This window comes from Nocardiopsis sp. M1B1, from assembly GCF_052466615.1.
This window is the reverse complement of sequence record NZ_CP196194.1, coordinates 3,618,711-3,643,378: the sequence shown is the minus strand read 5'-3', so window position 1 is coordinate 3,643,378 and position 24,668 is coordinate 3,618,711. Positions and strand designations below refer to the sequence as shown.

The window sequence follows — 24,668 nt, the reverse complement described above, 5'->3', positions numbered from 1 at the left end:
GCCTTCATGGTGTCCCGGGTTCAGGCCCCGGTGATCCGGCGCAGCCAGGGCAGGCGTTGGGCGTGGGCGCTGCGGCTGAGGGCGGCGTGGGGGGCGATGCCGTCGAAGCCGTGGAAGCCGCCGGGCCACACGTGCAGTTCGGCTGATCCGCCCGCCTGCCAGATGCGGGAGGCGTAGTCGACGACCTCGTCGCGGAAGGTCTCGGCGGAGCCCACGTCCAGGAAGGCGGGGGGCAGGCCGGACAGGTCCTGGGCGCGGGCGGGTGCGGCGTAGGGGGAGACGTCGGGGCCGCCGGCGTGGGGGCCGATCAGGGCGGTCCAGCCGGTGGCGTTGGAGGTGCGGTCCCATACGCCGGTTCCGGCCATCTGGTGGGAGGAGGCGGTGTCGTTGCGGTCGTCGAGCATGGGGCACAGGAGCAGTTGTCCCTGGAGGGCGGGGCCGCCGCGGTCGCGGGCGAGGAGGGTGGTGGCGGCGGCGAGTCCGCCGCCCGCGCTGCCTCCGCCGATGACGATGCGGGTGGGGTCCAGGCCGAGGTCGGTGGCGTTGTCGGTGATCCAGGTCAGGCCCGCGTAGCAGTCCTCGACGGGGGTGGGGTGGGGGTGTTCGGGGGCGAGGCGGTAGTCGACCGAGATGAGGGCGAGGTCGAGTTCGTGGGCGGTTTCGAGGAGGCCGGGGATCTCGGGGCCGCGGTGGGTGCCCATGATCATGCCGCCTCCGTGGATCCAGTAGAGGGCGCCGACGGGGGTGGTGGTGTGGGTGGGGTGCCAGTGGATGAGGGGGATGGGGGTGTGGTCGTGGCTGGGGGCGTGGTGTGGGGTTTCGGTGTAGGCGGGGTGGAGGGTGGTGTCGGTGGGCAGGAGGCGGGCTCGTCGTCGGCGTAGGGCGGGGATCATGTCGGGGGTGATGGAGGGGGTGATCTCGTCGCCGAGGAGGGTGAGGGCGGCGGCGAGTTCGGGGTCGAGTGCGGGGCGGGGTGGTGTGGTCACGGGTGCCTCCGTTGGTGGTGTGTGGTGCGTCACCATTGTCGGGGGCGGGTGTGGGTGCGGGGCAGTGCCGTGTGGCGGGTGTGTGCCGCCGCGCGGCGGGGTGTGCTCTGGTGGGGTCTTGGGTCCGCCCCCGGCCGTCCCGGGGTGTGGGGTGGGCCGGGGGCGGTGGTGGTTACGCGCCCAGGGCTTCGGCGATGGTCACCGGTACGCGGGGCAGGGCGGGTTCGCCGTCCTCGACGGCCCAGACGCATTCCTGGAGGACGCGGACGAGGGTCCAGGCGCGTGCGCGGTCGCGGGGGATGTGGGTGGCCTCGGAGACCAGGTCCAGGCGGCGGCGGGTCTCCTTTCGGGGGTCGCCGGTGGCGAGGGCTTCGTCCCAGCGGTTGTGCAGGGTGGGGAAGAGGTCGAAGCCGGGGTCTCCGGCGAGGGGTTTGGGGTCGATGGCGAGCCAGGGTTCGCGGTCGGTGCCGGGCAGGGGGGCGAGCACGTTCTGGAAGTGCAGGTCCCAGTGCAGGAGGCGGTCTCCGGCTTGGGGTGCCATCTCGCGGGCGTGGGCGGCGAGTGCGTTCATGCGGTGGCGTTCGTGTGCGGTGCGCAGGCGTGGTGCCAGGTGTCGGGCTTGGGCGGCCATGGTGTGTGTGGCCTCCTGGAGGGTGCGCATGCCCTGTGGTGCCGGGTGGGCGGTGAGGCGGGCCAGGAGGGTGCCGATGGTGGTGAGGGCCTGGTCGATGGGGACGGTGTCGAGTGTGCGTGCGGGGTCGAGGGGTTCGAGGAGCATGGCGCCGGTGTCGGGGTCGTGTCGGAGGAGGCGTACGGCGCCGTCGCCGTTCCAGGTGCGTAGGGCGTCGGGTTCGCCGCGGCTCTCCTCGTCCACGGGTTGGATCTTGAGCATGGCGGAGTCGCCGTGGGGGAGTCGTACGGGGACGACGAGGGCGACCATGCCGTGCATGGGCGCGCCCACGGGTTGGAGGTCCCATCGTTTGAGCTGGCGCCGGGTGAGTTCGGGCAGTGCTCGGGTCCACTGGGGTCCGAAGAAGCGGTCCAGCAGGGGTGCCAGGGCGTCGGGGACGCGGATGGGGGGAGTGTGGTCGTGCATGTGGTGTGTCCTTCGTCGTTGTGGTTCGGCTGGTGACGAAGGAGCGTTGGGGGACCGCGGGTCTAGCGCATACCGAACACCTCGTTCGTTGTTCGTTGTGGGGTTCGAGGGTAGCGGGTGGGCGGGTGGGGTGTGTGCTCAGTGCGTCGGGGGGCGTGGGTGTCGGCGGGAGAGGGTTTGGACCATGGCGTTGAGTGCGGGTTTGGGTGTGTAGGAGTCGTCGAAGGGCAGTGCGGCGGTGTAGCCGGGGAACCATTCGGGGATCCAGGAGTGCTGGTCGCTGACTCCCCAGACGGACACGCGTACGCAGCGGGGTACGTCCAGGCAGGCCTGGACGACCTGTGCGTATTCGCGGGCCTGGTCCTGGAGGGCGCCGTTGGGGACGGGTTCGGGGATGCGTACGTCCAGTTCGCTGATGCTGACCTCCAGTCCCAGGTCGGTGAAGCGGCGTAGTTGTCGGGTGAGGTCGTCGGGGACGTGGCCGTGGATGAAGTGGCTCTGGAAGCCGATGCCGTGCAGGGGGACGCCGCGGTCGAGCAGGGTGGTGACGAGTTCGTAGAGGGCGTCGGTCTTGGGGCCGCCGCCCTCGATGCCGAATTCGTTGATGTAGAGGCGGGCCTGGGGGTCGATCTCGTGGGCCATGGTGAGGGCCTCGGCGATGTAGTCCTCGCCCAGGACCTGGTGCCAGAGGTTGTCGCGTAGGCGGGGGCCGCTGTCCTCGAAGGGTTCGTTGATGATGTCCCAGGAGGTGACGCGTCCTTGGTAGCGGCCCATGAGTGCCTGCATGTGTTCGCGGATGACCTGGCGTAGTTCGTCGGGGGTCCAGGTGCCTTGTGCGAGCCAGGCGGGTTGTTGGTTGTGCCAGAGCAGGGTGTGGCCGTGGACGGTGAGGTTGTTGCGTTCGGCGAAGTCGACGACGGTGTCGGGGCCGCTCCAGTCGAAGGTGTGGCGTTGGGGTTGGACGTACTCCCATTTCATGGTGTTCTCGGCGGTCAGGGAGGTGTAGTGCTCGGTGACCACGGAGCGGTACTCGTTGTCGTGGACGAGGGGGTTGACGGCCACGGCGACGCCGAGGTCGATGTCGCTCTGGTGGGCGAGTCGGGGGAGTTGGCCGGGGCCGGAGGGTTCTGGTTGTGCGGGCAGGGTGAGGGTCAGGACCGCGGTGACCAGGAAGATGACCGTGCACAGGGCGGCGGCGGTCAGCAGGGCTCCGCGTCCGCGGGTGAGCGAGCGCCATGGGGAGGAGGCCGTGCTGCGCATCTGGTCGGTTCTCGCCTTCTATCGGGTGCCCGTGGTGACGGGGAAGGCGGACAGGGAGCGTACGACGGTGGTGGGTCGGCGGGTGGGTGTGGCGGTGGGTCGTAGGTGGGGGAGGCGTTCGGCGAGGGCGCGTAGGGCGATGCGGCCTTCGAGGCGGGCCAGGGGTGCGCCCAGGCAGTAGTGGACGCCGCTGGAGAAGGAGAGGTGGTCGGCGGCGTCGGGGCGGGTGATGTCGAAGCGGTCGGGGTCGGTGAAGCGTGCGGGGTCGCGGTTGGCGGAGCCGATGAGGCACATGGCGTAGCTGCCGCGGCGCAGGGGTTGGTGTTGGACGGTGGTGTCGGTGTGGACCCAGCGGCTGGTCATCTGGACGGGTGAGTCGAAGCGCAGGGTCTCCTCCACGGCGCCCGGGGCCAGGTCGGGGTCGGCGACGAGGCGTTCCCACTGGTGGCGGTGGCGCAGCAGGGCCATCACCCCGTTCCCGATCAGGTTCACGGTGGTCTCGAATCCGGCGACGAGCAGCAGGCGGCACATGGTGCTGAGTTCGGTCGCGGTGAGGTGGCCGTCGTCGACCTGGGTGACCAGGGTGGAGACCACGTCGTCGCGGGGGTCGGCGCGGCGCTGTCGCATGAGCCGGGTGAACAGCAGGTCCAATTGTGCCGTGGCCTGGTGGATGCGGCGCAGGTGACTCGCCGAGCGGGCGCCGTCCAGGGCGCTGCCCAGGGCGTGGCCGATGCGGACGAATTCGGCGTCCTGGTCGGCGGGGACGCCGAGCAGGCGGCTGATGACGGCGATGGGCAGGGGTTGGGCGAAGTCGCGCATGAGGTCGAAGCGGCCTTTGGCGGCGGCCCTGTCCAGGAGTTCGTGGGTGGTCTTGGTGATCTGGGTTTCGTACTCGCCCATGCGGCGGGGGCTGAAGGCGGGGCGGGCGAGTTGGCGCAGGCGGGTGTGTTCGGGTGGGTCCTTCATGAGGAAGGACAGGTCCATGATGTTGAACTGTTGGAGGGGGGCGGTGCCGTCGGGGGGTTGGACGCCGAACTCGCGTCCGCGTAGGAGGGCGCTGACGGCTTGGTAGGTGTTGGCGGTGCGGAAGCCGAGTTTGCTGGTGGCGAAGTGGCCTTGGTCGCGCAGGCGTTGGTAGGTGGGGTAGGGGTTGCCGCGCCAGGGGTGGTGCAGGAGTCTGCTGGGGTGGTCTCCGGTCTGTGCGGCGGTCCAGAAGGCGGCGTTGGCCAGGCGCAGGCGGGCGTCGATGCGCAGGGTGTCGGGGATGTGCATGGTGTGTCCTCCTGTCGCGTGCTTTTTCGACCCTAGGCGGGTGGGGGGTGCCTGGTCATGCGGGTTGGTGACTTGGCCGTGTGCGGTCAGGGGGGAACTTTGCGGTGTGGTTCGTCGTTGGGGTGCGGCGTTGGCGGGTGGGGTGTGGTGGTGGGGTTGTCGCAGGTGGTTGGGGTTGTGGGGGGTTGTGTGGGTGTGGGGTGGTCGGTGTGGTGGGTCGGGGTGGGGTGAGCCCGGGGGTGTCGCGGGTGCGGGTGGGGGCCGTGTCGAGGGACATGGGGCCCGTGGGGGTGCACACGCCGGGGTTTGCGGGGGAGGCTGGGGTGTGCGCCCGCCGATAGGTTGGGGGCAGGCGTCTTTCCGGCGGGTGCTCGGGCACCGGGGGAGGCGGTGGTCATCCTCTGGCACCCGGGGGTGGCGGAACGTCGTGTGTGGAGGCTGTAGTGTCCCTTAGGCTCGATCCCAGTGACCCGGAACGTATCGGCCGGTACCGGCTGATCGGCCGCTTGGGCTCTGGCGGCATGGGCCAGGTGTTCTTCGGCCGTTCGGCCGGGGGGCGTGCGGTGGCGGTCAAGCGCATCCATCCGCACATGGCCGCCGACGCCTCCTTCCGGGAGCGTTTCGCCCGTGAGGTCAACGCGGCCCGTCAGGTGAGCGGTGCGTTCACCGCGCCGGTGATCGACGCGGGTCCCGATGACGAGGTGCCCTGGCTGGTCACCTCGTACGTGCCCTCGTTGCCGTTGGACACGGCGGTGCACGATCACGGGCCGCTGCCGGAGGCGAGTGTGCGGGTGCTCGCGGCGGGTCTGGCCGAGGCGTTGGCCGACATCCACCGGGTGGGGTTGATCCACCGTGACCTCAAGCCCGGCAACGTGCTGTTGGCCGAGGACGGGCCGCGGGTGATCGATTTCGGTATCGCCCGTGCCACCGACGGTACGGCGGCCACGCAGTCGGTGATCGGTACGCCGGGGTTCATGAGTCCGGAGCAGGTGCAGGGGGAGGCGCTGACCCCGGCCAGTGACCTGTTCGCCTACGGTGCGGTGCTGGCCTACGCGGCGGCGGGGACGGGGCCTTTCGGTGAGGGCGGTATGCCCACCATGGTCATGCGCATCATCAGTCGTGAGCCGGATCTGTCGGGTGTGCCCGAGTCGTTGCGTCATCTGGTGGCGGCGTGTTTGTCCAAGGACCCGCAGGGTCGTCCGGGGCCGGGGGAGATCCTGGACTATCTGGGTGATGTGGCCACGGGGCCGACCTGGTTGCCCGCGGCGGTGATGCGCGGGGTTCAGGAGCAGGTGGCCAAGGTCAACGGGGCGTTGGCGGCCGCTGCCGGGGACGGGCGTGCCACCGGTCAGCACCAGCGCACGGAGGTGTTGGGGCAGGGTGGTGCCGCTGCTGTGGGGGGCGCGGCGGGAGCTGCGGCCGGGGCGGCTGGTGCGGGTGTGTTCGGTGATGAGGCGGCCACCCGGGTCACGCCGCCGGTGCCGGGGCACGAGGGCGGTGCGACCTCGGTGCTGGGTGAGCAGCAGGGGTATGGGGCCACGGCGCGTTTCCCGTCGGGGCAGCAGGTTCCGCCGACCGCCCAGTACGGTCAGGGCGCTGCCTCCTACGGGCGGGAGGAGGCTTCGGGTCACCGGCAGCCGGACCGGCCCAGCCAGGAGGACGCCTACGCCGACCTGTACGGCGAGCGGCGTGATCCGGCCGGGGCCGCGCGCCGCCAGCAGCAGGAGCAGTTGCGTCAGCAGGAGGAGCAGCGCCAGCGCCGGATGCAGGAGCAGCAGCGCCAGCAGGAGGAACAGCGTAGGCGGGTGGAGGAGCAGCAGCGCCACCAGCAGGAGCAGCGGTTGGAGCACCGGCGCCGTCAGGAGGCCGAGCGGGCCCACCGTGAGCGGGTGCGGGCCGAGCAGGAGGCCGCGCGCCGTGCCCAGAGCCAGGCGCGCCATGCCGACCAGCCGGGGTTGTGGGGTTTCGTCAAGCTGTTGCCGTTGTTGGTCATTCCGCTGATCCAGGTGCCGTTGGGGTACGGGGCGGCGTTGGCGTGGGCGTGGTTCACGACCGAGACCGAGGTGTGGACGGGGGCGCCGTACGCGTTCGAACCGTTCCGGTGGGAGTCCTTCTGGCACGCGATGATGCTGGGGTACTTCCTGTTGAACAACCTGGTGTCGTTGGAGTACCTGGTCAGGTCGTTGCGGACGTCGTTCGTCACGGGTGCGGTGTTGGCGTTGGGTGCGATCGCGGCGACCAACGGCCTGTTGTACAGCTTCGGTTTTTGGGGCTGATCCCCGGCTGGGGTGTGGCCTCGGGTGGTGGCGGGGTTCGCGGGCGTGTTGGCCGCGGTTTGGCACTGTTGACAGGCGCGGGAGGCCTGTCCCAGGATGAGGCGCCGAGGGCGGGGCCCGTGGTCCGGGCCGCCGCCCGCGCCCAACGCGACTGGGCGGCGGCCTCCTTCGAGGAACGCGCCGCCGTCCTGCGCCGTGCGGGAGACCTGGTGCAGGCCCACGCCCAGGAGATCACGGGCTGGCTGCGCCGTGAGGGCGGCGCGGCGGCCGCGATGGCGGCCTTCCAGGTGAAGGTGGCGGCGCAGGAGTGCTTCGAGGCCGCCGCCCTGGCCTCCCGGCCCCACGGGGAGGTCCTGCGCACCGGCAAGCCCCGGCTGAGCTTCGCGCGTCAGGTCCAGGTCGGTGTGGTGGGGGTGATCGCGCCGTTCAACGTGCCCCTGATCCTGGGCATCCGCTCGGTGGCCCCGGCCCTGGCGGTGGGCAACGCGGTCGTCCTCAAGCCGGACCCACGCACGGCCGTGTGCGGCGGCGCGGTCCTGGCCGAGGTGATGCGCCGCGCGGGTGTGCCCGAGGGCGTGTTCCAGGTGCTGCCCGGCGGGGCGGCGGCGGGCGAGGCGCTGGTGGCCGACCCGCACGTGCGCGTCATCTCCTTCACCGGCTCCACCGGGGCCGGGCGCAGGGTGGGTGAGGCGGCCGGGCGCCACCTCAAGCGCGTCCACCTGGAACTGGGCGGCAACTCACCGCTGGTGGTGCTGGAGGACGTGGACGTGGAGGCGGCCTCCTCCGTCGGCGCGTGGGGGTCCTTCCTGCACCAAGGGCAGATCTGTATGGCCACCGGCCGCCACCTGGTGCACGAGGGGGTCGCCGACGCCTACGTCGAGCGTCTGGCCGAGCGCGCCGAGGCGCTGACGGTGGGCGACGCCGAGAGCGAGGAGTCCATGCTGGGCCCGGTGATCGACGCGGGCCAGCGCGACAAGGTCCACGCCCTGGTCAGGGGCAGTGTGGACGCGGGTGCCGCGCTGCGCGCGGGCGGCACCTACGAGGGGCTGTTCTACCGGCCCACCGTCCTGGACCGGGTGGAGGTCCACACCCCGGCCTACGCCCGGGAGGTGTTCGGCCCCGTGGCTCCGGTGGTGCGCTTCTCCTCGATCGGCGAACTGGTGGAGTTGGCCAACTCCACCGCCTACGGGCTGTCTCTGGGGGTGCTCACGGGCAACCCCGTGCGGGGGTTGGAGATCGCCGACCGGGTGCCCAGCGGCATCGTGCACATCAACGACCAGACTGTGGACGATGAGGCGGTGGCTCCCTTCGGCGGGGTGGGTGACTCGGGTACGGGCTCGCGGTTCGGGGGCGGTCGCGCCAATCTGGAGGCGTTCACCGAGACCCAGTGGGTGACGATGCGCGCCGATCCGGCCCGCTACCCCTTCTAGAGGCCCGTGTCCGCGCGTGGCGGGGGCGGGTCAGGCGGAGATGCCCCCGTCGCTGTTCAGGAGTTGGCCGTTGATCCACCGGCCCCGGGGCGAGCACAGGAACTCCACCAGGTCCGCGGTGTCGCGCGGTGTGCCCAGGCGCCCCAGCGGGGTGTGCTGGAGGCAGTCGGCCTTGGTCTGTTGTGACATCCAGCCGGTGTCGACGGGGCCGGGGTTGACGACGTTGGCGCTCACCCCCAGGTGGGCCAGCTCGCGGGCGCAGGAGAGCACGATGCGGTCCAGGGCGCCCTTGCTCGCGCCGTAGGGCAGGTTGCCGACGGTGTCGTCGCTGGTCAGGGCCACGATTCGTCCGGTGCCGTGCTCTGCGGTGAAACGCAGGCCGAACTCGCGGGCCAGCTGCCAGGTGGCGCGCGCGTTGACCGCGAAGTGCCGGTCGAAGCTGTCCACGGTGGTCTCCAGCAGTCCGGAGTCGACCGACTCGCAGTGACACATGACGAGTGCGCTCACCGGGCCCAACCGCTCCTGGACGGTGTCGAAGACGTGTGCGGCGGTGGCGGTGTCGGCCAGGTCGGCCTCGATGGCCATGGCGCGGGCGCCGTGTCCGGTCAGGGCGTCCAGGATGGTGCGGGCCGCGCCCGGTTCGGCGCCCCAGCTCATGCGGGCGTCGTAGGCGCTCCAGTGGGTGAAGGCCACGTCCCACCCCGAGGCGGCCAGGCGGAGGGCGACGGCGGAGCCGATACCGGTGGTGCGGCCGACCCCGGTGACCAGGGCCAGGGGGCGGGGCGGGTGGGAGGGCGGTGTGTGCGTCATGGGGTTGATGGTCGCGCAGTCCTCGCACCGCGCACCAGGGGTTTTCGCGCGGGCCCTGCGCGGGCCCGGGTGGGAGCGCCGCCGGGTGGTGTTCGCGGTGGGCGGGTACGCCCTTACCCGGTCAGGTCGGGGATCACGCGCGGGCCCATCCGCCGCACGTGGTCGCGGAACAGTGCCACCGCGGGGGGTTCGTAGCCGCCGCCCGATCCCTGTTGGGGCCAGACCACTCCGATGGGGCGGCGGGCGTCCACGCCCTCGATGCCCAGCTCCACCGTTCCGCTCAGCGGTCCCTTGGGGCGCGCGGGGAGCACCGAGACCCCAAGGCCCGCCGCGACCAGGCCGCGCGCGGTGGCGATGTCGTCGGCCTCGAAGGCCACCCGGGGGGTGAACCCCGCTTGTTCCACGATGCGGTCGGTCAGGTGGCGCACGCCCCGTCCCGGTTTGAGCAGGATGAACTCCTCGTGGGCCGCGGCGGTCACCGCCACCGCCGCGTCCGGGGTGTGGTCCGCCGCCCCGGTGTCCGGACCCCGGTGTTCCCGTGCCAGCGCGTGGTGCTCGGGTACCACCAGGCGCAGCACCTGGGTGTGCAGCGTGGCCGCCGCCAGCCCCCGGCCCGAGGGCAGCGGTGAGGTCAGCGCCAGGTCGGCGCCGCCCGCGGTGAGCCTGTGCAGTGACTCCGACCACGGTTCCTGGGTCAGGGAGAAGCGCACCCCCGGGTGCTGGGCGCGAAAGCCGCGCAGCAGCGCCGGGACCACCTCCACCCCCAGTGTGGGCAGGAAGGTCAGTGCCACGCGGCCCTCCTCTGCGCCGGTCAGTTCCGCCAGGCCCTGGCGCAGGTCCGCCAGGGCCCGTTCCACGTGCGGCAGCAGCAGTCTTCCGGCGCGGGTCAGCCGGATGCCGCGTCCGGTGCGTTCGACCAGGGCCATTCCCAGTTCCTGCTGTGTGCGGGCCAGTGCCCGGCTCAGGGTGGGTTGGGGGGTTCCCAGTGCTTCGGCGGCCTGGGTGATGTGCTCGGTGGCGGCCACCGCGGCCACCATCCGCAGCCGCGGCGCCAGTACCTGGGCCAGGGTGTCGGCGTCGAGGTCCTCGCCGTGCTCACGGTGTTCCATGCGTTCCAGTATGGATGAACGCCAATGCATGCATTGGACGTATGAAACCGGTCTTTCTAGCGTGGACGGTATGACCCTGACCAGCGCCTCACCGTCCGATCACGACATGCGTCCCCGTGCGGGCACCGGCGCCTACCGGCGCACGGTCATCGCGTTGGTGGCCGCCGCGGTGGCGACCTTCGCCCAGTTGTGGTCGGTCCAGCCGATCCTGCCCGCGATCGCCGAGGGGTTCGGCGCCTCGGCCTCCCAGGCCGCGCTCGCGGTCTCGCTGGCCACCGGCGGTCTGGCGGGGTTCACCCTGGTCTGGAGCGGGGCGGCCGACCGTTTCGGTCGCGCGCGCGTCATCGGCGTCTCCCTGCTGGCCGCGACCCTGGTGGGCTGTGCGATTCCCTTCGTTGCCGATCTGTGGCCGCTGCTGGTGCTGCGCGCGCTGCAGGGCGCGGCCCTGGGCGGGGTGCCCGCGGCGGCCGTGGCCTACCTGTCGGAGGAGATCCACCCGGCCGACGCTCCGCGCGCCACGGGTCTGTACATCGCGGGCAACCCGTTGGGTGGGATGGGCGGGCGTCTGCTGGCCGGGTTGGCCGCGGACCTGGGCGGCTGGCAGTGGGGGATCGCCGCCAACACGCTGCTGGCCCTGGTCGCGCTGGCCGTGTTCGCGCTGGTCCTGCCCCGGCGGGCGGGCGTCGCGCGCGCCGCCGCGGCGCGGGGGGAGGCGTCACCGTCGCCGGGGGCGGGTGGGGCCGGGATGGGCGGGCGTGTGCGCGCGGCGGTGACCACGCCCGGGCTCATCGCCCTGTACACCCAGGCCCTGTTGCTCATGGGTGCCTTCATGACGGTCTACAACCTGTTGGGTTTTCGTCTGATGGCCGAGCCCTTCGGGTTGTCCCAGGCCGCGGCCTCGCTGCTCTTCTTGTCCTACACCGCCGGGATGGTGGGTTCGGCGGTGGCGGGGGGCGCGGTCGCGCGCTGGGGCGGGTACGCGGTGCTCACCGCGGCGACCGTGTTGATGGCGGTCGGGTTGGGCGGGATGTTCGCCACGGCCCTGCCGGGTCTGCTGGCGGCCCTGGTGGTGATGACCTTCGGTTTCTTCTGCGCGCACGCCACCGCCTCGGCGTGGGTGGGTACCCGGGCGGTGCGGGGGCGGGCCCAGGCCATGGCGGTGTACACCCTGGCCTACTACCTGGGGTCGAGTCTGTTCGGCTGGGTGGGCGGTCTGGTCTACGACGGTGTGGGTTGGGGCGGGTCGGTGGTGTTCGCGTTGGGGTTGTGCGCGGCGGCCGCCGCGGCGGGTCTGCGTCTGCGTCGTCTGCGGTAGGGGCTGTGGCCGTCCGGGGGTTGTGTGTTGGCGCCGCGCGGGTGGTGTGCTTGTTCGCGGGGCCGCGTTGGGGGGAGTGTGGGAAGGGAGCACACCGCCGTGGTAGTTTAAATTTAAACTACATTGGCAGGCGCCCCCGGCGAACTCGACGAAGGGTGAGGGACATGGACGTGCGCCCCGCGGGAATCCACCACGTGACCGCGATCGCCAGCGATCCGCAGGCCAACGCCGACTTCTACCTGCGCGCCCTGGGCATGCGCATGGTCAAGCGCACGGTCAACTTCGACTCGCCCCAGACCTACCACCTCTACTACGGCGACCGCGCGGGCAACCCCGGCACCATCATGACCTTCTTCCCCTGGCCCGGTGCACCCCGCGGGCGCGTGGGCGCGGGCCAGGCCACCACCACGACCTTCTCCGTACCCGAGGGCTCCCTGGGCTGGTGGGCCCGGCACCTGGCCGCCCTGGACGTGGAGGCCACCCGCCCCGCCGAGCGGGAGGAGGAGGACGTGCTGAGCCTGCGCGACCCCGACGGCCTGGTCATCGAACTGGCCGCCAGCGCCGACCACCACGACACCGACCCCTGGGACGGGGGAGCGGTGCCGCCCGAGCACGCCATCCGCGGCATCCGCGCGGTGACCCTGACCGAGCAGGACGTGGAGGGCACCGTCCAGATGCTGGGCGACCAGCTCGGCTTCCACCTGGCGGGTGAGAGCGGGGAGCGCACGCGCTTTCACACCAACGCCTCCGGCCAGGGCGTGGGCACCATCGTCGACGTGGTGGCCGACCCCCGCGCGCCGCGCGGCCTGGTCGCGGCCGGAACCGTCCACCACGTGGCCTACCGCGCTCCCGACGGCCCCGTCCAGGAGGCCTGGCGTCAGCGCCTGGAGGCCGACGGTGTGGGCGTGACCGAGGTCCGCGACCGCCGCTACTTCACCTCCATCTACTTCCGCGAGCCCGGCGGGGTGCTGCTGGAGATCGCCACCGACGGCCCCGGGTTCGACTACGACGAGCCGCTGCTGGAACTGGGGCGCTCGCTCAGGCTCCCGCCGTGGCTGGAGCCCGACCGCGCCCAGATCGCCGCGCACCTGCCCGCCTTGGAGACCGGCCGGTGAGCGGCGTCGACGACCTCGTCCACGTCTTCACCCCGGCCACCGCCCCGGACGCGCCCACCGTGTTGCTGCTCCACGGCACCGGCGCCGATGAGCACGACCTCCTGCCGCTGGGGCGGGCCCTGGCCCCGGGCGCGGCCCTGCTCTCACCGCGCGGCACGGTGGACGAGAACGGGATGAACCGGTGGTTCCGCCGCCTGCGCGAGGGCGTCTTCGACGTCGAGGACCTCATCGAGCGCACCGCCGCGCTGGCGGCCTTCGTCACCGAGGCCGTGCGCGCCTACGACCTGGACCCGGAGCGCGTCGTGGTCAGCGGGTTCTCCAACGGCGCCAACACCGGGGCCGCCCTGCTGCTGCTCCATCCGCACCTGCTGCGGGGCGCCGCCCTGTTCGCGGCCGGGGCGCCGCTGCAGGGGCGCCGGCCCGATCCGGTGGACCTGTCGGGGGTGCGGGTGTTCCTGGGCTTCGGCGCCGCCGACCCGATCACCACCGTGGACCAGGCGCGCCTGCTGGCCGACCAGCTGCGTGAACGCGGGGCCCGGGTGCGCTCCCAGGAGCACCCCGGAGGGCACCAGGTGGCGTCCCAGGTGTTGGAGCAGGCCCGCGACTGGTTCGCCCGCTCCCGGTTCTGACCTGGTCTTTTCCTCAGGCCGCGGCGGCGCCCCCTGACCCCGGGCGTCGCCGCTTCGCATGCCGTGGCCGTGTACTCCTGTTTATCGCGAAAAAGCCAGCGCGACACTCACCAACATGGATACCATCAGCAGCGAAATGCACACCCAAAGTGACATGGAGTGGTTTTCGTGCGCTTGATGCAACGTTTCCTGGCTGGTACCGCCGCCGGTGCCGTCCTGGCCACCGTCCTGCTGGTCGGCGCCGCCCCGGCCTCGGCGGACTCCGTGGCCACCGGGTTCTCCCGTTCCCTGCACTTCTTCAGTGACGAGGGCTTCCTCGACGACATCATCGACAACATCACCATCACCGTCTGAGCGCTGACCCCGCGGGTCTGACCGCCGCCTTCGTCGCACGCCCACCGCGTCCTCCCTCCTTTGGGCGCACGTGCGGGGAGCGGGGCCCAGCGGGCACGACCATGTACGGCGGGTTCACCCCTTCCCTCGTGAACCCGCCCCCGGCCCCCGCCCTCCCCCCGATCACGCCCGCCGACGCGGAGCCGCCGCTCGCGCGCGGGCCAAGGACACCCTGGGACAAAACCCCCAGCGGGTGAAGAGTAGGCTGCGTGCGTCAGCCATCCCCGCCACGAAAAGAACCCATGATCACCTCTTCCCTCGGGCGCGCGCGGTAGATGGACCCCGAGATCCTCGGCCTGCTCCTGCTGGTCGGCGTCGCAGCGGGCTGGGTCGACGCCGTCGTCGGCGGAGGCGGCCTGCTCCTGCTGCCCGCCCTGCTGGTCGCCGCGCCCACCACACCCCTGGCCACCCTGCTGGGCACCAACAAGCTCGGCGCCGTCTTCGGCACCACCTCCGCCGCCCTGGCCTACGCCCGCAAGGTCGGGATCGACCGCCGCGTGGTCGTGCCCACCGCCGGCCTGGCCCTGCTGGGCTCGGGGCTGGGCGCGGCCCTGGCCGCCGCGCTCACCGCCGACGTGCTCAAACCCGTCATCATGGTGGTCCTGGCCGGTGTCGCCCTCATGGTCTACTTCCGCCCCGCCATGGGTGTCGCTCCCGACCGGGCCCTGCGCACCCGCAACCGGGCCCTGGCGGTGGTGGCCCTGGCGGGTCTGGGTGTGAGCTTCTACGACGGCCTCATCGGTCCGGGCACCGGCGTCTTCCTCATCATCGCCTTCACCGCCGTGGTCGGCATGGACTTCGTCGAGGCCTCGGCCTCGGCCAAGATCGTCAACGTGTGCACCAACCTGGGGGCGCTCGTCGTCTTCGGTCTGGGCGGCCACATCGACTGGCTGCTGGGCCTGGGGCTGGCGGTGTGCACCATCATCGGCGCCCAGATCGGCGCCCGGATGGCCCTGCGGCGCGGTTCGGGGTTCGTGCGCGCGGTGCTGCTCGTGGTGGTCATCGCCCTGCTGGTGCGCATGGGCTGGGACATCTTCACCTGAGGCCGCCCCGCCCACGGCTGAGCGCGCGGTGCGCTCAGCCGCGCAGCCGGTAGAAGTGGACGGGTGAGTTGGGTGTGAAGCCGATACGCGGGTAGACGGGGGCTCCGGCCTCGGTGGCCTGCAGCACGGCGCGCCTGAGGCCGCTGGCCCGCGCGCCCTCGTACAGGGCCTTGCGGGTGACGGCCTCGGCGTAGCCCCTGCGCTGCCACTGCGGCGCGGTGGCCACGAGCACGACGAACAGGCAGTCCCGGGCGGGCACCGTCGCGGCGCATGTGACCGCCTCGCCCTCGCGCATGCCCAGGTAGGCGTGGACGCCGTCCTTCCACAGGGCGGACCCGGCCAGGCCGTCGCGGCCCTCCTCCGGTGTGAAGCCGTAGGCGTGTGAGTTCAGGTCGGCGTAGGAGCCAAGGTGTGCGTCGGTGCTCACGCGCACGAACGTCAGGTCGGGGTGGGAGGGCTCGGGCAGGTGGGCCAGGTCCGCGGCCATGCCGACGCCGCCGAAGGCGTGCTCCAGGCCCGCCCGGTGGGCGGCTTCGCGCAGGTGCTCGCGCGCGCCCTGGTCGAGCAGGTCCTCGAAGAGCCACAGGAAACCGGGGTGCCTCTTGGTGCGCATCACCCGCGCGGCCCGGTGCAGGTCGCGTTCCAGGCCCGCCGCGTCCACGTCCAGGCCGGTCAGCGTCAGGCAGTTCCAGAAGGCGAAGCGGCAGTCGGCCCAGCGCACGGCCAGGCCGGGCAGGTCGCGCACGTCGGCGCGCGGGTCGCGGTCCAGTACCAGGGAGCGCCAGACCCGGGTGAGCTGTTGCATCGACTCGATCGACGCGGTGCGGTCCCTCATCAGGCCCCTTCGGCGGGTGGGGCCCGGTGCGGGCCCGGTGGGCGCTGTGCCCCGCCCCGGGGTGGGCGGGTCGTGGTCGGGGTGGCCGGGGTCAGCGCGTGGCGTGCACTCCCACGATGGCGGGCCCGCCCCGGGTTACCGGCGGGTTCGCCCGTTTCGTGACCCGGGTTCTCACACCGCGGGCGCGGTCTGTCCGGTCAGGGCCCGGGTCACGTCCTGGACGATGCGGTGGGCGGCGTGGTGGTTGGCCGCGCCCCACACGTCGTGGTCCATGCGGTAGATGCGCTCGTCGCGCACCGCGCGCAGGTTGGACCACACCCCTTCGGAGAAGGTGCGGGGCGCGTCGGGGTAGCCCGATCCGGCCAGGACGAAGACCGCGTCGCCGTCGGCGCGCTCCAGGTGCTCATAGCCCAGGGAGACGAAGTCGGTCTCGCCCTGGGTCTGACGCTGGCCCTGGGGGCGGGCCAGGCCCAGGTCCTGGACGATCTGTCCGGGGAAGGAGGCGGGCGTCTCCAGGCGTATCTCGCTCCGGCTCTGCAGCCGCACGAGCGAGACCTCGGTGGCGGCCGGGTCCACCCCGGCCTCGGTGATCTGCTCGCGCGCTTGCTCCAGGGCCGTCTCGTACTCGGCCACGGCCCGTTCGGCTTGGTCGGGGGAGTCCAGGACCTCGGCGACCTGGTGCAGGTGCTCGCGCCAGGAACCGGTGCCCTCCCACTCCAGCAGCACCGTGGGCGCTATGGCCTCCAGGTTCGACAGCATCCGGGCCTGGGCGCCGGACTGGGTGTGGACGCCGATGATCAGGTCCGGGGCGGCGTTGGCCAGCGCCTCGATCTGGATGTCGTCCTCGGCGGGGGAGTTGGTCACCAGGGTCAGGGCGTCGCCGTCGGCGTCCGGGGGCAGGAAGGGGGCCAGGCCCTGTTCGGGTGCGCCGGGGGTGCCCATGGTGGCGGCCACGTCGTGTCCCAGCAGGGTCGCGGCGGCCAGGGTCGGGCGCCACAGGACGGCGACGCGCTGGGGTGTGGCGGGGATCTCCACGCTTCCGTTGGCAGCCTGTACGGTGCGGGTGGGCCCGTCCTGGTCGGCTCGGGGGGAGGGTGGCGCGGCGCAGGCGGACAGGGTGAGCGCCGCCAGGGCGGTTAGTGTGGCCAGGGCACACACAGGACGCGACAACTCGGGCATAACGGGCACCCTTCCGTGCGAACGGGATGAAGGTAAGGCTAACCTGTCCGAGGCGGCGCGCGGTGCACCGGTGCCGCCCCCAGGCTGCACCCCACCAGGGCAGCCGCGTCCACCACCCACGCCACAACGAACGGGGAAGCCGTGGCCCTGCGCGCCCCCACCCTCACGCGCCCCACCCTCACCAGGCGCATCATCCGCCCCATCGGGCTGGTCGCCGCCTTGGGCCTGCTCACCCTGTGCGCCCTGCTCAGCGTCACCATCGGCACCAAACCCATCCCCGCCGCCGACGTGTGGGCCGCACTGACCGCCTACGACGGCTCCTACGACCACGACGTCATCCGCAGCCTGCGCGTACCCCGCACCGTCATCGGCGTCTTCGTCGGCGCCGCCCTGGGCCTGGCCGGAGCCCTCATGCAGGCCCTGACCCGCAACCCCCTGGCCGAACCCGGCATCCTCGGCGTCAACTCCGGCGCCGCCGCGGCCGTGGTCATCGCCGTCATCGCCTTCGGCGCCACCGGCACCGGCTACGTCTGGCCCGCCTTCCTCGGCGCCGCCCTGGCCGCCGTCGCCGTCTACGCCCTGGGCTCACGCGGACGCTCCAGCGCCACCCCCGTACGCCTGGCCCTGGCCGGAACCGCCGTCGCCGTCGTCCTGCAGGGCCTCATCCACGGCGTGTTCGTCCTCAACGAGTTCGTCTTCGACCGCATCCGCTTCTGGCAGGTCGGCTCCCTGGTCGGACGCGACCTGGACGTCTTCTGGCAGGTGGCGCCCTTCCTGATCGCGGGCATCGTCCTCACCCTGTGCCTGGGCCCCTCCCTCAACGCCGTCGCCCTGGGCGACGACTTGGCCGCCACCCTGGGCGCCAACATCCCCCTCATCCGCGCCGCCACCGCCGTGGGCGTCATCCTGCTGTGCGGCGCCGCCACCGCCGCCGCGGGCCCCATCTGGTTCGTCGGCCTCATCATCCCCCACGCCGCACGCCTGGTCACCGGCCCCGACCAGCGCTGGCTGCTGCCCTACTCCGCGGTCCTGGGCGCCGTCCTGCTCACCGCCGCCGACACCCTGGGCCGCGTCATCGTGCCGGGCGCCGAACTGGAGGTCGGCATCATCACCGCCTTCGTCGGCGCCCCCCTGTTCATCGCCCTGGTCCGCAGCACGAGAATGGCCCAACTGTGAGCCGCACCCTGACACCGCACCGCCCGCGCGAGCGCGCCCGCACCACGCCCCGCGGCTCCTTCGCCCTGCGCCTGTTCGGCGAACGCCTGTCCCTGCTGGTGCGCCCGCGCACCCTCGTCGTCGCCGCGGTCCTGACCATCCTCAGCGCCGCCGCCCTCATCGTCTCGGTGGCCGTGGGCGACTACGAGATCCCGCTCGGCGCCGTGCCCGCCGCGATCGCGGGCTACGGCGAACGCCTGGACGTGTTCTTCGTCCAAGGGGTGCGCCTGCCCCGCGCCCTGACCGCCATCGGCGTGGGCGCCGCCCTAGGGCTCGCCGGAGCCGTCTTCCAGAGCCTGTCGCGCAACCCCCTGGGCAGCCCCGACATCATCGGCTTCACCGGCGGCGCCGCCACCGGAGCCGTCGCCGTCATCCTGCTCTTCGGCTCCGGACGCCTGGGCGTGTCCCTGGGCGCCATCGCCGGGGGCATGCTCACCGCCGCCGCCGTCTACCTGCTCTCCACCAAGAACGGCGTCCAGGGCTACCGGCTGGTCCTGGTCGGCATCGGCATGGCCGCCATGCTCGGCGCCGTCCGCGACTACCTGCTCACCCGCGCCGAACTCACCGACGCCCTCAGCGCCCAGATCTGGATGATCGGCAGCCTCAACGGCCGCGGCTGGGCCGAGGTCGCGGCCGTGTGGATCTGCCTGGCCCTGCTGGGACCGGTCCTGCTCGCCCTGGGCCAGCGCCTGCGCTTCATGGAACTGGGAGACGACACCGCCCGAGGCCTGGGCGTGCCCACCCGCTCCACCCAGCTGATCGCCCTGGCCGCCGCCAGCGCCCTGACCGGCGCCGCCATCGCCGTCTCGGGCCCCATCGGCTTCGTCGCCCTGGCCGCACCCCAGCTGGCCCGGCGCCTGATGCGCACCGGCGGCACCACCCTGGCCGGATCCGCGCTCATGGGCGCCGCCCTGCTGGCGGTGGCCGACCTGGTCGCGCTGCGCGCCCTGGCCCCCACCCAGCTGCCCGTGGGCGTGGTCACCGCCGTCATCGGCGGCAGCTACCTGATCTGGTTGCTCTACACCGAATGGCGCGGCGGACGTGCCTGACCCGAACCGAGGAAGAACGATGACCATCGCCGACCACTCCGCCTCCCGCCTCCAAGGACGCGACCTCACCCTGGCCTACGAGCAGCGCGTCATCTCCCAGAACCTGGCCGTCACCATCCCCGACAACTCCTTCACGGTGATCGTGGGCCCCAACGCCTGCGGCAAGTCCACCCTGCTGCGGGCCCTGTCGCGCACCCTCAAGCCCGCGCACGGCCACGTGCACCTGGACGGCAAGGCCATCAGCTCCTACCCCGCCAAGGAGGTCGCCCGACGCCTGGGGCTGCTGCCGCAGACCTCCATCGCCCCCGACGGCATCGGCGTGGCCGACCTGGTGGCCCGCGGCCGCTTCCCCCACCAGGGGTTCCTGCGCCAGTGGTCCAAGCAGGACGAGGCGGTCGTGGCCGAGGCCATGGCCTCCACCGGCGTGGCCGAACTGGCCGAGCGGTCGGTGGACGAGCTCTCCGGCGGGCAGCGCCAGCGCGTGTGGCTGGCCATGGTCCTGGCCCAGCAGACCCCCCTGCTGCTGCTGGACGAGCCCACCACCTACCTCGACATCGCCCACCAGATGGACATGCTCGACCTGTGCGCCCAGCTGCACGCCGAACGCGACTACACCCTGGTCGCGGTCCTGCACGACCTCAACCACGCCTGCCGCTACGCCACCCACCTGATCGTGATGAAGGAGGGCGCCATCGTCGCCGAGGGCGACCCCTCCACCGTGGTGACCGCGGCCCTGGTCGAGGAGGTCTTCGGCCTGCCCGTGCGCATCATCCCCGACCCCGAGACCGACACCCCGATGATCGTGCCCGTCGACCGCCGCGGCGCCACCCGCTGACCCCACGACCGCCGTCGACGGGCTCGGCCACGGGACGCACCGGTGGGGGAGGGGCACGCCAGGCCCCGCAGGACGCAACCTCCGCTACGCGGCGCGCGGGCAGGCCCCGAACACGTCCTCGGAACCGGAACAGACGGGGCAGGGACCCGGACACGCCGCCGGTGCCGAGGGGGATACGGGACCGCCACCGAAACGGACCCCCGAGGCCCTGGGGCAACAGGGTGGGGCCCGGGGCGCACCACGCGACCCGGGCCCCACCGCGCCCCTCCCTCGGGGCGTTCCCTCTCAGGCGCCCGACAGCTCCAGGCGCAACACCAGAGCCACCAGCTCCACCAACACCTCCTTGACCGACTCCCGGTCCCGGGCGTCGCACAGCAGCAGCGGCACCCGCTCCTCCAGGTCCAGCGCCACCCGCACGTCGTCCGCCCGGTGCGTGCGCTGCCCGTCGAAGCAGTTCACCGCCACCACGAACGGCACCCCGCGCGACTCGAAGAAGTCGATCGCGTCGAAGGAGTCCGCCAACCGCCGGGTGTCGGCCAACACCACCGCCCCCAGAGCGCCCTCGGTCAACTCCTCCCACATGAACGAGAACCGCCGCTGACCCGGCGTACCGAACAGGTACACCACCGTCGACCCGTCCAGGGTGATCCGGCCGAAGTCCAGGGCCACCGTCGTGGTCGCCTTGGCCTCCACCCCGTCCAGATCGTCCACGCCCACACTCTCGGAGGTCATGACCTCCTCGGTGTGCAACGACTCCACCTCGCTCACCGCCGAGACCAGGGTGGTCTTACCCGCCCCGAAGCCCCCCGCGACCACGATCTTGAGGGTGTCGGGAACCGGCCCCGCACCCTCGGCGTCCATCACGACCAACGACACATCCACTCCACCTCGACACCACCTTGCCCCTCACAGCTGACGGATGCGCTCCAGCACCGAGCGCAGCGTCCCGGCGTCGGGCCGGTGCCGCTCCCAGTCGGAGGTGCGCACCACCACACGGCCCTGGTCCAACAGGTCCGCCAGCAGGATCCGCGTCACCCCCAGCGGAAACCCCGACCGCGAGGCCACCTCGGCCACCGACACCGGCTGCGCGCACAGCGACAGGATCAGCTCCAGCTCCGGGTCCACCTCCCCGGCGGGAGCCGGGGCGACCGCGACCACCTGCGAGGTCATCGAAAAGTCCGTACGCGAAGGACGCGTGCGCCCACCCGTCAACGAGTACGGCCGGATCAGACTCGACTCGAACGACCACTCCCGTCCCGACTCCCCACCGGACGGCTCAGCGTCCACGCCCTCACCTCCTCACGCTCCCGCGCCGCGGCAGCGCCGACAGGTGCGGACCCACCTGGCGCACCAGACGGTTCACCTCGAACGCCGCCTGGCCCATGTCGCACGTGGACTCGGCCACCAGCGCCAGCGACGCGCCCTGACCGGCGGCCAGCACGAAGAAGAACACGTTGTCCATCTCCACCACCGTCTGACGCACCTCCGCGGCACCCAGTTGCCCCCGCGCGCCACGGGCCAGGCTCGCGAAACCGGACGCGATCGCGGCCAGCCGCTCACCCTGCTCACGCCCCAGGTCGGCCGAGCACGACAACAGCAGCCCGTCCGCCGACAGCAACAGCGCGTGCCGCGCCCCCGCCACCCGCCGCACCAGGTCGCCCAGCAGCCAGTCCAGCGTCCTGGCCGGGGACTGCTCCTCCACCGCTTCGGCCGTCCGGCCTCCCGCCGCAGCGTCCGCCGTCATCGACATCACCCTTCCGAGCTCTCACCGGGGCGCGCACCGCGCACGCCGTCTCCATCCCCGTCCGGGGGCTGTGCGCGCCCGCGCAGGCTCCCGGACTGGAAAGCACTCATCATCGACCGGATCTCGGTCAGCGACCTCTCGGCCGCCGCCTCCCGGCCCCCGGACTCCCCGAGTTCCCCGGGCGCGGCCGGGGCGGGCGCGGGGGAGGGCCGCACGCCCTTGCGCCGCCGCCGGGGCAGACCCTTGTAGGTGTCGCCCGTGTCCTGGTCCGACGCCCCTTGCGAGGGTTCGGTGCCGCTCTCGCGCGCGGCCCGTTCCCCGGCGCCGCCCGGCGTGGCCGGGGAGCCGCCCGCCAGGACCAGCCGCTGCGAGCGCGCGCTCTCCTGCGCGGGCGGGGCCTTCGGGCCAGCGGCCGGATCGGGCCCCTCGGCGCCCGTGTCCTGGCCTGCCAGCGCGTCGGCGGGGACGGCCACGACCGCGCACGTGCCGTGGTCCGGCCCGGCGCTCAGCGTCACCTCCAGGCCGTGGCGCGCGGCGATGGTGGCCACCACGAACAACCCCAGCTGGGAGTCCTCGCGCATCCGGGCCAGGTCGAAGCGCGGCGGGTCGCGCAGCAGCGCGTTGGCCGCCTCCACCTGCTCCCGCGTCATCCCCAGCCCCCGGTCGCGCACCTCCAGTACGCACCCGCCGGCCTCGCCGTCCCGGCCGTGCACCGTCACCTCCGTGCCCGGGGGCGAGAAGGACGTGGCGTTCTCCAACAGCTCCGCCAGCAGCCGCACGGTGTCCGCGCCCACCTCGCCGCGCAGCGCCACCCCCGGCACCGCCAGCACCCGCACCCGTACGTAGTCCTCGATCTCGCTGGCCGCGGCCCGCACCGCCTCGTGCAGGCGCACCGGAGCCAGCCCCCGCCGTACCGGGGCGTCCCCGCTGAGCAGCATCAGGTTCTCGGCGTTGCGCCGCATCTGCGTGCTGAAGTGGTCGATGCGAAAGAGCGACTCCAGCACCTTGGGGTCGGTCTCGGCGCGCTCCAGCGCGTCCAACAGCCCCAGCTGCCGGTGCACCAGCGCCTGCGTGCGCCGGGCGATGTTGCGGAACATGTTGCGCACGCCCGCGCGCACCTGCGCCTCCTCCACCGCCGCCGCCACGGCCGCGCGCTGGGCGTCGTTGAAGGCCTCGGCCACCTGTCCGACCTCGTCGGTGCTCTCCACCCGCAGCCGCGGCACCTCGGCGTCCACGTCCACGCTGCCGCCCGCGCGCAGCCGTGCGGTCACCTCGGGCAGGCGTACCCGGGCGTGCTCCAGGGTGGCGGTGCGCAGGTCCTGCAGGCGCCTGCCCAGGCGCTGGGTGGCGCCCACCGCGACCGCGGAGGAGACCAGGGCGGCCACCAGGGCGGGCACGCTCACCAGCAGGACGCTGGTGCGCAGTTCGGCCGACTGCGAGCGGCTGAAGGCGATGACGCGGTCGATCTGTCCCTGTTCGACGTCGCGCATGCGCGCGTCCACGGCCTCGGCGGCGCCCTGCCAGGCGGTGGCGTTGACCGGCACGGTGGCCCCGCCCCGTACGGGCATGGAGATGATGCTCTCCTGGAGCTGGTAGATGCGCTGCAGCTCGGTGTAGGACTCCAGTTCGATGTAGTCCTGGCTGTCCTCCTCGCTCATCTCGACCACGACCCGTTCCCAGGTGTAGTGCTGGGCCCCGGCAGCGGCGGCGAACTGCGCGTGGGCCTGGACGGGGAAGGAGTTGGTGGCCACCGCGTGGGCCAGGACGGTGTCCTGCTGGTTGAGGAGTTCGCGGGTGCGCATCAGCGAGGTCAGGGAGCGCAGGTGCGGGGCCTGGGCGGGGTCGGCGCGCTCGACCTGTCCGTCCCACACGCGCAGGCCCTGTTCGATGACCTCGTCGTAGACGGTGGAGGTCTCCTCCAGGTCGATCTCGGTGGGGGAGGAGGCGTCCACCCGGGCGCGCAGGGTGTCGACGCGGTTGACGGCGGCGCGGAAGGCCAGGGCCTGTTCGGGCAGGTCCTGGACGTCGAAGGCGTCCAGGCTCCGGCTCAGGGCGTCCACGGCCTCGTCGGTCTGCTGGCGAGAGTAGGTCAGGTACAGGGCGGTGCGCTCGGTGCCCCAGGCCGCGTCCATGGTGGCGCGGCGTTCGCGCTGGAGCGCGCCGATGGTCTCCTCGACGGGGACGCCGACCTGTTCGGTGAAGGTGGCGGTGGTGCGCAGTTCTCCGATGTCGCCGACGAGCAGGGCGGTGAAGGCGGCCCACAGGGCCAGTAGCACGGTGCTGGGGAACAGGACCAGCGTGATCATGCGGGCGCGAAGCGAACGGCGCTTGTTGTGGGGCATGGGCTCGCTTTTGGGGGAGGGCGGTGGACGCTACCTGCGGGGGCGTCCGCCGGTGTGGGGGAGGGGCCGGAGTTCCCCAGAGTGAACCGCTCAACGGGGGATTGCGCAAGCCTGAGGGGGACACCGTGGCCCATACGGGCAGGATCGGTGCAGGTGGGAGGTCTGGCCTCAGCTTGGTAACGCGAACTACGAAGCTACTAAGTACATTAAAATCTACGTCGTACAGCCGGGCCTTCGGTTTCCAAAAACTGAGAGAAGAGAAAAGAGCGGCTCCGCCGCACCGACCACCCCGAGCTCCCACCTCGGGGGACACGCCCGCCGCATGTGACCCCCGCCCCGCACACGGGTACGTAGCCCCCAGCGACCACCCGCACGCGCACCGGCGCGCGCGACCGCCACCGGGGGAGAGGACCCGCCATGAGACTCACCGAGGAACAGATCCGCGACGGCCTGACCCGCCTCACCGACTGGGAACTGGACCCCGCCGCACCCGCCATCCGCCGCACCGTGCGCCTGCCCGACTTCCCGGCCGCCATCGCCCTGGTCAACGAGATCGCCCAGGCCGCCGAACAGGTCGACCACCACCCCGACATCGACATCCGCTACAACACCCTGCACCTGGCGCTGAGCACCCACTCCGAGGGAGCCGTCACCGACAAGGACATGTCCCTGGCCGCCCGCGTGGACGAACTCGTCCCCTGACCCCGCGACCCCGACGCCCGGACCCGGGGGAGC

23 protein-coding genes are annotated in these 24,668 nt (G+C 72.5%); 11 read left to right on the top strand and 12 right to left on the bottom strand.

All coding sequences use genetic code 11. From position 1 onward, the window contains the following. Nucleotides 1-20 precede the first annotated feature (20 nt). The 4 genes from ACSTA4_RS15870 to ACSTA4_RS15855 form a co-directional block, all read right to left on the bottom strand. Nucleotides 21-986, bottom strand: coding sequence for an alpha/beta hydrolase (locus ACSTA4_RS15870; RefSeq protein ID WP_444959941.1), 966 nt, complete (start codon nt 984-986; stop codon nt 21-23). Nucleotides 987-1,158: 172 nt separating this feature from the next. Continuing rightward, a complete protein-coding gene (locus ACSTA4_RS15865) occupies nt 1,159-2,082 on the bottom strand; it encodes an aminoglycoside phosphotransferase family protein (protein ID WP_444959940.1) in 924 nt (307 codons plus the stop codon). Between the two features lie 138 nt (nt 2,083-2,220). Beyond that, nucleotides 2,221-3,342, bottom strand: a complete 1,122-nt coding sequence (locus ACSTA4_RS15860) for an endo-1,4-beta-xylanase (protein ID WP_444959939.1) — start codon at nt 3,340-3,342, stop codon at nt 2,221-2,223. An 18-nt stretch (nt 3,343-3,360) separates the two neighbouring features. Further along, nucleotides 3,361-4,614 (bottom strand): cytochrome P450, encoded by a 1,254-nt coding sequence (locus ACSTA4_RS15855; RefSeq protein ID WP_444959938.1) that lies wholly within the window; start codon nt 4,612-4,614, stop codon nt 3,361-3,363. 443 nt (nt 4,615-5,057) lie between these two features. On the opposite strand from ACSTA4_RS15855, the gene ACSTA4_RS15850 reads away from it, so the two are divergent. Further along, entirely contained in the window at nt 5,058-6,890 is a 1,833-nt protein-coding gene (locus tag ACSTA4_RS15850) for a serine/threonine protein kinase (protein WP_444959937.1), read from the top strand. 86 nt (nt 6,891-6,976) lie between these two features. Continuing rightward, nucleotides 6,977-8,320 (top strand): aldehyde dehydrogenase family protein, encoded by a 1,344-nt coding sequence (locus ACSTA4_RS15845; protein WP_444964191.1) that lies wholly within the window; start codon nt 6,977-6,979, stop codon nt 8,318-8,320. Between the two features lie 30 nt (nt 8,321-8,350). Here ACSTA4_RS15845 and ACSTA4_RS15840 read toward each other — a convergent pair whose 3' ends face one another. Both ACSTA4_RS15840 and ACSTA4_RS15835 read right to left on the bottom strand, forming a co-directional pair. Continuing rightward, nucleotides 8,351-9,130 carry an SDR family oxidoreductase gene (locus ACSTA4_RS15840; RefSeq protein WP_444959936.1) on the bottom strand — a complete coding sequence of 260 codons (780 nt, stop codon included), beginning with the start codon at nt 9,128-9,130 and terminating at the stop codon, nt 8,351-8,353. Nucleotides 9,131-9,243: 113 nt separating this feature from the next. Then, nucleotides 9,244-10,239 carry a LysR family transcriptional regulator gene (locus ACSTA4_RS15835; protein WP_444959935.1) on the bottom strand — a complete coding sequence of 332 codons (996 nt, stop codon included), beginning with the start codon at nt 10,237-10,239 and terminating at the stop codon, nt 9,244-9,246. Between the two features lie 70 nt (nt 10,240-10,309). Between ACSTA4_RS15835 and ACSTA4_RS15830 the strand changes: the two genes are divergently transcribed. The 5 genes from ACSTA4_RS15830 (at nt 10,310) to ACSTA4_RS15810 (ending at nt 14,734) form a co-directional block, all read left to right on the top strand. Next, nucleotides 10,310-11,554 carry an MFS transporter gene (locus tag ACSTA4_RS15830; protein WP_444959934.1) on the top strand — a complete coding sequence of 415 codons (1,245 nt, stop codon included), beginning with the start codon at nt 10,310-10,312 and terminating at the stop codon, nt 11,552-11,554. A 164-nt stretch (nt 11,555-11,718) separates the two neighbouring features. Then, a complete protein-coding gene (locus tag ACSTA4_RS15825; RefSeq protein WP_444959933.1) occupies nt 11,719-12,669 on the top strand; it encodes a ring-cleaving dioxygenase in 951 nt (316 codons plus the stop codon). Then, complete coding sequence (locus ACSTA4_RS15820) at nt 12,666-13,298, top strand: alpha/beta hydrolase (RefSeq protein ID WP_444959932.1); 633 nt, start codon at nt 12,666-12,668, stop codon at nt 13,296-13,298. Before ACSTA4_RS15825 ends, ACSTA4_RS15820 begins: the two co-directional genes overlap by 4 nt. Nucleotides 13,299-13,475: 177 nt before the next feature. Then, entirely contained in the window at nt 13,476-13,652 is a 177-nt protein-coding gene (locus ACSTA4_RS15815; RefSeq protein WP_444959931.1) for a hypothetical protein, read from the top strand. A 314-nt stretch (nt 13,653-13,966) separates the two neighbouring features. Further along, nucleotides 13,967-14,734 carry a sulfite exporter TauE/SafE family protein gene (locus ACSTA4_RS15810; protein ID WP_444959930.1) on the top strand — a complete coding sequence of 256 codons (768 nt, stop codon included), beginning with the start codon at nt 13,967-13,969 and terminating at the stop codon, nt 14,732-14,734. Nucleotides 14,735-14,768: 34 nt separating this feature from the next. On the opposite strand, the gene ACSTA4_RS15805 is transcribed toward ACSTA4_RS15810, so the two are convergent. Further along, the gene (locus tag ACSTA4_RS15805; protein ID WP_444959929.1) at nt 14,769-15,569 is read right to left on the bottom strand and encodes a GNAT family N-acetyltransferase; all 801 of its coding nucleotides are present in this window, start codon (nt 15,567-15,569) and stop codon (nt 14,769-14,771) included. Nucleotides 15,570-15,740: 171 nt separating this feature from the next. After that, entirely contained in the window at nt 15,741-16,748 is a 1,008-nt protein-coding gene (locus tag ACSTA4_RS15800; protein ID WP_444959928.1) for an ABC transporter substrate-binding protein, read from the bottom strand. A 141-nt stretch (nt 16,749-16,889) separates the two neighbouring features. Between ACSTA4_RS15800 and ACSTA4_RS15795 the strand changes: the two genes are divergently transcribed. From ACSTA4_RS15795 to ACSTA4_RS15785, 3 genes are read left to right on the top strand one after another with little or no spacing between them, the layout of a single operon-like run. After that, nucleotides 16,890-17,924 carry a FecCD family ABC transporter permease gene (locus tag ACSTA4_RS15795; RefSeq protein WP_248770579.1) on the top strand — a complete coding sequence of 345 codons (1,035 nt, stop codon included), beginning with the start codon at nt 16,890-16,892 and terminating at the stop codon, nt 17,922-17,924. Further along, nucleotides 17,921-19,012, top strand: a complete 1,092-nt coding sequence (locus ACSTA4_RS15790) for a FecCD family ABC transporter permease (RefSeq protein WP_444959927.1) — start codon at nt 17,921-17,923, stop codon at nt 19,010-19,012. The genes ACSTA4_RS15795 and ACSTA4_RS15790 overlap by 4 nt, the downstream gene beginning before the upstream one ends. 19 nt (nt 19,013-19,031) lie before the next feature. Beyond that, on the top strand, nt 19,032-19,847 hold the full coding sequence (locus ACSTA4_RS15785) for an ABC transporter ATP-binding protein (protein ID WP_416027887.1): 816 nt from the start codon (nt 19,032-19,034) through the stop codon (nt 19,845-19,847). Nucleotides 19,848-20,132: 285 nt separating this feature from the next. On the opposite strand, the gene ACSTA4_RS15780 is transcribed toward ACSTA4_RS15785, so the two are convergent. Genes ACSTA4_RS15780 through ACSTA4_RS15765 form a run of 4 tightly spaced genes read right to left on the bottom strand, consistent with a single transcriptional unit; the run spans nt 20,133 to nt 23,933 of the window. Beyond that, on the bottom strand, nt 20,133-20,708 hold the full coding sequence (locus tag ACSTA4_RS15780; RefSeq protein ID WP_036552209.1) for a GTP-binding protein: 576 nt from the start codon (nt 20,706-20,708) through the stop codon (nt 20,133-20,135). 45 nt (nt 20,709-20,753) lie between these two features. Beyond that, nucleotides 20,754-21,134, bottom strand: coding sequence for a DUF742 domain-containing protein (locus tag ACSTA4_RS15775; protein WP_444959926.1), 381 nt, complete (start codon nt 21,132-21,134; stop codon nt 20,754-20,756). 4 nt (nt 21,135-21,138) lie between these two features. Further along, on the bottom strand, nt 21,139-21,597 hold the full coding sequence (locus tag ACSTA4_RS15770) for a roadblock/LC7 domain-containing protein (protein ID WP_248770575.1): 459 nt from the start codon (nt 21,595-21,597) through the stop codon (nt 21,139-21,141). Further along, entirely contained in the window at nt 21,597-23,933 is a 2,337-nt protein-coding gene (locus ACSTA4_RS15765; RefSeq protein WP_444959925.1) for a sensor histidine kinase, read from the bottom strand. The genes ACSTA4_RS15770 and ACSTA4_RS15765 overlap by 1 nt, the downstream gene beginning before the upstream one ends. 417 nt (nt 23,934-24,350) lie before the next feature. On the opposite strand from ACSTA4_RS15765, the gene ACSTA4_RS15760 reads away from it, so the two are divergent. Next, the gene (locus ACSTA4_RS15760; protein WP_248770573.1) at nt 24,351-24,635 is read left to right on the top strand and encodes a 4a-hydroxytetrahydrobiopterin dehydratase; all 285 of its coding nucleotides are present in this window, start codon (nt 24,351-24,353) and stop codon (nt 24,633-24,635) included. Nucleotides 24,636-24,668 lie beyond the last annotated feature (33 nt).